The 7157-nt window shown below is 43.7% G+C and carries 7 protein-coding genes; 4 read left to right on the forward strand and 3 right to left on the reverse strand.

Features of this window, described 5'->3' with window-relative positions:
* Nucleotides 1-125: 125 nt before the first annotated feature.
* From D0T84_RS11165 to D0T84_RS11180, 4 genes are all read left to right on the forward strand, one after another.
* A complete protein-coding gene (locus D0T84_RS11165) occupies nt 126-1691 on the forward strand; it encodes a DUF3945 domain-containing protein (protein WP_163307947.1) in 1566 nt (521 codons plus the stop codon).
* Nucleotides 1692-1726: 35 nt separating this feature from the next.
* Nucleotides 1727-3835 carry a type IA DNA topoisomerase gene (locus D0T84_RS11170; RefSeq protein ID WP_163307948.1) on the forward strand — a complete coding sequence of 703 codons (2109 nt, stop codon included), beginning with the start codon at nt 1727-1729 and terminating at the stop codon, nt 3833-3835.
* Nucleotides 3836-4077: 242 nt separating this feature from the next.
* A complete protein-coding gene (locus D0T84_RS11175; protein WP_163307949.1) occupies nt 4078-4557 on the forward strand; it encodes a hypothetical protein in 480 nt (159 codons plus the stop codon).
* Nucleotides 4558-5104: 547 nt separating this feature from the next.
* Nucleotides 5105-5632, forward strand: coding sequence for an antirestriction protein ArdA (locus D0T84_RS11180; RefSeq protein WP_163307950.1), 528 nt, complete (start codon nt 5105-5107; stop codon nt 5630-5632).
* 119 nt (nt 5633-5751) lie between these two features.
* On the opposite strand, the gene D0T84_RS11185 is transcribed toward D0T84_RS11180, so the two are convergent.
* The 3 genes from D0T84_RS11185 to D0T84_RS11195 all read right to left on the reverse strand — a co-directional run.
* A complete protein-coding gene (locus D0T84_RS11185) occupies nt 5752-6090 on the reverse strand; it encodes a helix-turn-helix domain-containing protein (protein ID WP_163307951.1) in 339 nt (112 codons plus the stop codon).
* A complete protein-coding gene (locus D0T84_RS11190; protein WP_163307952.1) occupies nt 6087-6401 on the reverse strand; it encodes a helix-turn-helix domain-containing protein in 315 nt (104 codons plus the stop codon). The genes D0T84_RS11185 and D0T84_RS11190 overlap by 4 nt, the downstream gene beginning before the upstream one ends.
* A 256-nt stretch (nt 6402-6657) precedes the next feature.
* On the reverse strand, nt 6658-7157 hold a 500-nt coding region (locus D0T84_RS11195), incomplete at its 5' end, for an RteC domain-containing protein (RefSeq protein WP_185155729.1).

Consider the following 7157-nt stretch of genomic DNA (forward strand, 5'->3'; position numbering starts at 1 on the left):
TTCAAAACATCCATAGACAACCCCGGACACAAGCATCCACCGTCTTAAATCCTTGCTCTCAATCCATTACTTAGGTTTACTTTCGTTCTGCATTACTATTAATGCAGAATAAATACATATTTATTATGGACGAAAAAAAAGTAAAAAATGAAGAGCCTAAAGTCTTTCTGACACAGGGCGAAGATGGCAAACTAAAAGTCATCGCAGGAGAACAGGACGGCAAGCTAAAAACAGTCGATCCCAAGAAAGAGAACGCCGACCAGTTTATGAAGATTGACACCAACGGCAATGCGTTGGAGAATTTCTTCAAGAAGTTTTCGGCGCAGTTCAGCCACCCATCGCACACGGGTGTGTATGCAGTTGCCGCATCGGCGGTGGATAAGGTCGCGGCTTTCTTCGACAAACTTATCCGTATCGACCACAAAGACAAGGCACTCGACCCGTACCGCGTCAAATTTGACGGTAAGATACGCATAGAGGTAGAGTTTACAGGCAAGTACCAACCTTTAGACCTGAATAAACTCAACTGGAAAGAGGTTGAAAAGTTAGGCGTTTCCGGTGAGAGCTTGCAAGATGCCCTCAAAGCAATGGTTTACGGTCATAAGTCGCCCGGTCTGGTCGATATTAAACCCGCCGTTGACGGACAGGAGTTTCCCATGCAAGCCCGCTTATCGTTGGAACAGCAACCGGACGGCAGCATCAAAATCGCTACCCATCCCAAGCAGGAACAGCCCGACTTTGAAAAACCGTTCATGGGAGTTGTCTTTACCGAGCAGGATAAAGAGCAATTCCAAAAGACAGGGCACGGCGGGCGTGTGTTCGATCTCGAACCCATAGCCGGAGGCGAAAAAGTTCCTTCGCTTATCTCCCTTGATAAACTTACCAACCGTTTTGAGGCTATGGCGTTGAAGGATATTTATATTCCGCAGACCTTGAAAAATGCCCCGCTTTCCGATGAACAACAGCAAGGATTGAAAGAGGGTAAAGCCGTTTGGATTGAGGGCATGGATAAGAAAGTTAAACAAGGCGAACAACCCTCAAAGATTGACCGCTTCGTTCAGTACAACGCCGCCAGTAAAAACTTTGATTTCAAGTTCAGCGATGAGCAACGCCAGCAGTTCAATCAAGAGCGGCGAGCCAAGCAGGGCGAGGGACAGACGGAAGGTCAGGAACAGAAAATGCCTAAAGCCCGCAAGCTCGGTGAGATTTGGGTTTATTCCAAACAGGGCGGCGTACAGCTATCCCGCGAGGATTTCGACAAGCTATGCAACAAAGAGCCTGTTTTTGTCAAGGACATGGAATCACAGAAACCCAAACAACAGGCGGATGCTTCGGGAGCGCAAAAGGTGGAAGCGACCGACCAGAAAGGGCAGAAGTACAATGCGTGGGTATGGATTGATGAAAACAGGGGTAAGGTTCGCCATACCACAAAGCACCCCGATCAGGTACGGGCTATCGAAGCAAAACAGGCGGCGCAGAATACACAAAACATCAAACCCGCTGCCGAGAGCAAAACGCAGGTCGCCGTCAATAACGAGGGCAAGACCAACGAAGCAACCAAGCATTCGACCGAACCGCTAAAGAAAGGGCAGTCGCAGCCTACCGAAAAACAGGCGGAGAAGAAAGAGCAGAAGCAGGAACAGAAACAAACTCCTGCCGCTCCGAAGAAAGGTAAGGGGCGCAAGATGTAATCCATTATTTCAACCACTAAAAAATCAATGTTAAAATGAAAATTATAATTGCAGAAAATCCGTCTGTGGCTAAGAGTATAGCAGCCATAGTCGGAGCAAACAACAAAAAAGATGGCTATATAGAGGGTAACGGGTATGCCGTTACATGGGCTTTTGGGCATTTGGTCGGGCTTGCCATGCCGGAGCATTATGGCATCGAGGGTTTTAAGCGTGAGAACCTGCCGATACTCCCGAAAGAATTTAAGCTATTGCCCCGTCAGGTGAAAGAGGGCAAGGAGTATAAGAATGATCCCGGCGTGATGAAGCAACTAAAAGTTATTCGGGAGTTGTTCAATCTTGGGGATGAAATTATCGTGGCTACCGATGCCGGACGTGAAGGAGAACTCATATTCCGCTATATATTTGAGTATATAGGCAGTTCACTTCCGTTCCGCCGTTTGTGGATAAGCTCACTTACCGACAGAGCAATCAAAGACGGTTTCCAAACCCTACGTCCCGGAAGTGATTACGATAACCTGTATGCTTCGGCGAAAGCCCGCAGTACCGCTGACTGGTTAGTGGGATTGAATGCAAGTCAGGCACTTTCTATCTCCGCAGGTTATGGCGTTTGGTCGCTCGGCAGGGTACAGACCCCAACGCTGGCGATTATTTGCAGTCGATACCTTGAAAACAAGGATTTCAAACCGCAAACCTATTTCCGTCTGAAACTGCATACGGCGAAAGATGCTGTGGCATTTCCCGCTCTTTCGGTGGATAAATTCGTTACACGAACCATCGCCGAGGAAATAACGGCACAGGTCAAAGCTGCCGGAGCGGTTATGGTTACTGGCGTAGAGCGTAAAGAGGTCAAACAGGAGCCGCCTTTGCTTTACGACCTTACTACACTTCAAAAGGAAGCCAACAGCAAGCATGGTTTTTCGGCTGATAAGACACTGACAATAGCACAGGCATTATACGAAGCGAAAAAAATCTCGTACCCACGAACAGGCAGCCGCTATATCTCCGAAGACGTACTGGAGGAAATACCGCACCTGATTGCTATGCTTCGTTCGCATCCTCTTTTTGGTGCGTATATTGACAGCAGGTTTGATACAACGCTCAATACCCGTTCGGTGGACGATACGAAAGTTACCGACCACCATGCGCTGATTATTACGGAAAATCCGGCTACCGGATTATCCAAAGATGAACAGCTTATCTACGATATGGTTGCCGGGCGTATGCTTGAAGCCTTCGGCGAACGTTGCATCAAAGAGAACACCACCGTTTCGCTTGACGCGGGCGGAGTACACTTCTCCTGCAAAGGCAGCGTTACGCTCGTCCCCGGTTGGAGGTCAGTGTTTAACTTTAAGGACGAGCCAAACGATGAGGACGATACGGCAGTTTTACCCGCCCTCATTGAAGGCGATAGCCTGTCTATCCGCGATTGCGAAATTCAGGAGAAGCAAACCAAACCTCGCCCGCTTCACACGGAGAGTTCATTGCTGGCTGCGATGGAGAGCGCAGGTAAAGAGGTAGAGAACGAGGAAGAGCGCGAAGCGATGAAGGATTGCGGTATCGGAACACCTGCTACCCGTGCAAGTATTATCGAAACGTTATTCTCTCGTGAATATATTGTACGCGAGAAGAAATCCCTTGTCCCGACAAACAAAGGGTTGGTGGTCTATCTGGCGGTAAAGGATAAGAAGATTGCGGATGTTGCCATGACCGGGCAATGGGAACAAGCCCTGAATAAGATTGCATCGGGCGATATGGAGGCATCTACATTCCATAAAGCAATAGAGGTTTATGCTTCACAGATAACGTCCGAATTGCTTGATATGACCTTTGAGCGACAGGATAACCGCCAGTCATGCCCTTGCCCGAAATGCAAGAGCGGGAATGTGGTTATCTATAATAAAGTCGCCAAGTGCCAGAATGAAGCCTGCGGGCTTACCGTATGGCGCTCCATTGCTAAAAAGGAACTGACGGACGGGCAACAGACAGACCTTTTGATGAACGGCAAGACTGCCTTTATTAAAGGTTTTGTAAGCAGCAAAACAGGAAGCACTTTCGAGGCGGCAATCAAGTTCGATGCAGACTATAAAACAGTCTTTGAGTTCCCGCAAAATAAAGGAGGCAGCAAAAAACGACGTTCTAAGTAAAATCTTCATTATCTTTTTATAAGATACTCACGCTCGACAATGCTAAAATGGATTTTGCACTGTTCTCGCTTAATCGTATCTTTGCCACTGAAAGACTTTGTTTTACGATTCGGAATAGTCGTTTAACATTGATCTTTTAGTGGTGGGCATCCGGGGCAAGGCTTCGGATGCCTTTATTAATTAGGCTATTGCCTTTTTTTAATAACAATCTTATAACTTTACAGAATAAATAGTTATTATTGATGAATCAAGTTATGAAAAATGTATCATTCATAATAAAGAAGGAGAATGAAGAAGTCAAAAAATTGATCGATCAGGATACCAAAAAAATCTTATTTGAAACAGGTTTGCCTGATAGTAAATATATCAACTATGATTTCATATTCGATAAAGAGTTGACACTCCTCCCTGATCGCATTATAATTGGCAAGTTTAATAAGAGTGATCTGATTATTGATCTAAATAAAAATGAATCGATATATGTTCATAGTCCCGACGACGGTGGTTTAATGTATTTAAACTCATCATTAAGCCAACTTGTCGGCTATATACTCTTATATGTGGATTTTATGAATAAAAAGATAGCAAATCCCTCTAATAAGCGATTGTATTTGGATGAATGGGAGCGAAAAATGATCGACTTAGATAAGGAAGCATATTTCCATGAAAACTATTATTGGGGTTCTTTCTTCGAATCTTATGACATCGGTATGTTGATATAATGTGTTATATCATAACATCTACACTGAGGCATTATTATAGTCAAATCTCTTCTAACTTAGTTTTTTCGGCATCCAGAGCAAAGTTTTTGATGCTTTTTTATACCCATATCTAAAGTTCATCCTTCAAAGCAATCGACATCACTTCTCTCGTATAGTTGGGTATTCCTAATCTATAAACTACTTATGGTTTCCCTTTCGTCTGCATGAAACGGCAAGCCCTTTATCTTCCTTATCGGTTACGATAGGAAACCACATCGTTAAATAAGAACCTTCATTATACTTAGCGTAAGTATTAAAAATCCGGCTTCTTTCATTTTTCACCTTAATACATACGGCAACTGCCCCGGCAGGTTATTTTCTATCATGGCGCAAAGGTGTTTACGGAATCTTAACGGGCAGTAAAGTACAAGCCTTGCAGGTTCCCGGAAAAATCTCCACGCTTGCAGGTTGTATTTTGTCCATGAATACTTGACAGCCCTAATCCCTACACCGGAAATGCACCTGAATAAAAAATCAACCCGGCAGATGCCGATTAAAAATTAAGGTTATGGAAAATATATCAGAAGCACGGATTTATGTAGGAACTTACGCTAAGTATAATGAAGGTTCAATTTTCGGTAAGTGGTTAGACCTTTCGGATTATTCCGATAAAGAAGATTTTTACGAGGCTTGCCGCGAGTTACACAAGGACGAACACGACCCCGAACTGATGTTTCAGGATTGGGAATATATACCCTCCGGGTTAATAGGTGAAAGTTGGCTGTCCGATAACATCTTTGAAATTATCGAAGCCATAGACGATATGGACGATACGAAAAAAGAGGCATTCGAGGTCTGGCTGAACCACGAAAGCTACGATCTTAGTTCTAAAGATATAAACGACCTGATTTCCTCTTTCGAGGATGACTTTCAGGGCGCATACAAAGATGAAGAAGATTATGCGTATGAAGTCGTTGAAGAATGCTACGACCTGCCGGAATTTGCGAAAACGTATTTCGACTATGAAAAATTCGCCCGCGATTTGTTTATGACCGACTACTGGTTCGATAGCGGTTACGTGTTCCGACATTCATAACTGAACCGGAAACGGTTTTCAAGGCGGAGCATCCGCCTTTTTTAGTGTCTGTCAGAAACTGCAAACCCCGTTCTATCTCACGACTGAACGGGGTCTTAACAATGGATAAATCAGAAAAGCTAACCGGATGGTTTAGATTCAAGTTCAGTTTCATTGTCATTATCGCCTTTGGCGAAATGGTCGCGGATGAATTTCTCTACATTTTTCTCTGTGTAAAATATCTTGTGATGGATAGTGATGTAGGTCAATTCACCCGCAGAACGATAACGTTGAAGTGTTCGTTTACTCACATTTAACAGTTGGCACAAGTCCTGATTATCCAAAAGTCGTTCGCCGTTCAATACATTATGCCGTCCGCTCATTATATCCATAAACTTATCCAATCGATCGAAACGTCCCATGAATTGCTCGAACCATTCCTGCATGAAACCTCTTAATCCTTCGTCTTCCTCGCTCATGGCTTGCCTCCTTCCGTTTTATTATTTCTTACTACACGACCGGATAACAGACGTTTGACTTCTGCCAGCGTGTACCATGCTTTATTTCCCCTGATTGAATAGGTTATATCCCCGCTACTGCGTAATCGCTGCATGGTGCGTCGGCTTACCTGCAACATGGCTGCGGCATCTTGGTCGTTTACCCAAACATCCGAAGGGTCGGGTTGTTGGGTGGCATTCTCTTTCGCCTGTATTTTCATTTCGGAATAAATACGCTCGATTTTTCGCACCAGACTTTTATAGGCTTCCGATTCTATGACTATTACTTTCATATTCGTAACTTATTAATTTGCTGCAAAGTTCGGGCGTTTCTCAATAGTCGCTAACGAGGTCGGTATGATATTTCTTGAAAATATTTTCCAATTCGCTTATTAACAGTGAATTAAAAATGATTTATTCGTCAAAAAGCAGGGACAGAAAAGTTAGAAAAGGTCGGTATAATGCGGATTATACGTTAAAACACCCGATTTTGACCTAAATCAGCATCAAAATCGGGTGTTCTACTAAAAATACCGACATCGGTATTGGCTATTTTCTGCCCATACGCCGCAATAAAGCGTTTTTTAGTTTATCAAGAAATGGTGTAGGGGTATTCCGTATTTTCAGGTCATCGAAACTTCGTGAGAGGTTACGGTCTAATTGAATGTTGAATACATTTTGGATATAATCGAATAGTTGTGTTTGCGGTACTTTTCCGAATATTCCCGCACAATCCCATGAGAAAATTTGTTCTTGCAATTCCGCCTTACTTCCCATCCATGTTATTTTGGTGGCGGGAAAACCATTAGTGAAAATTTTAATCCCATTGTCTTTCAGTAGTTCTATTTCGTCCATTAAATAAGCAGAAAGCATATCATTCGCTAGAATCTTTCCTACTTTGAAATCGCAGTTGGTAGAAAAGTTTTGGTCAAATTCATGGCGAAACGTTTCCATATATTGTTCTGCATTTGTCTGACCACGTAGGAAATAAAGTGAATCCAAATGTGATGAACTTGACCGGTAGTAGCGTATAAAATCGAGCCGCTTGC

Source organism: Dysgonomonas sp. 521, from assembly GCF_010501055.1.
GTDB lineage: Bacteria > Bacteroidota > Bacteroidia > Bacteroidales > Dysgonomonadaceae > Dysgonomonas.

Coding starts and splice junctions, on each gene's coding strand:
- D0T84_RS11165 (WP_163307947.1), top strand. CDS start 126: ATGGACGAAAAAAAAGTAAAAAATGAAGAGCCTAAAGTCTTTCTGACA.
- D0T84_RS11185 (WP_163307951.1), bottom strand. CDS start 6,090: ATGAGCGAGGAAGACGAAGGATTAAGAGGTTTCATGCAGGAATGGTTC.
- D0T84_RS11190 (WP_163307952.1), bottom strand. CDS start 6,401: ATGAAAGTAATAGTCATAGAATCGGAAGCCTATAAAAGTCTGGTGCGA.
- D0T84_RS11175 (WP_163307949.1), top strand. CDS start 4,078: ATGAATCAAGTTATGAAAAATGTATCATTCATAATAAAGAAGGAGAAT.
- D0T84_RS11170 (WP_163307948.1), top strand. CDS start 1,727: ATGAAAATTATAATTGCAGAAAATCCGTCTGTGGCTAAGAGTATAGCA.
- D0T84_RS11180 (WP_163307950.1), top strand. CDS start 5,105: ATGGAAAATATATCAGAAGCACGGATTTATGTAGGAACTTACGCTAAG.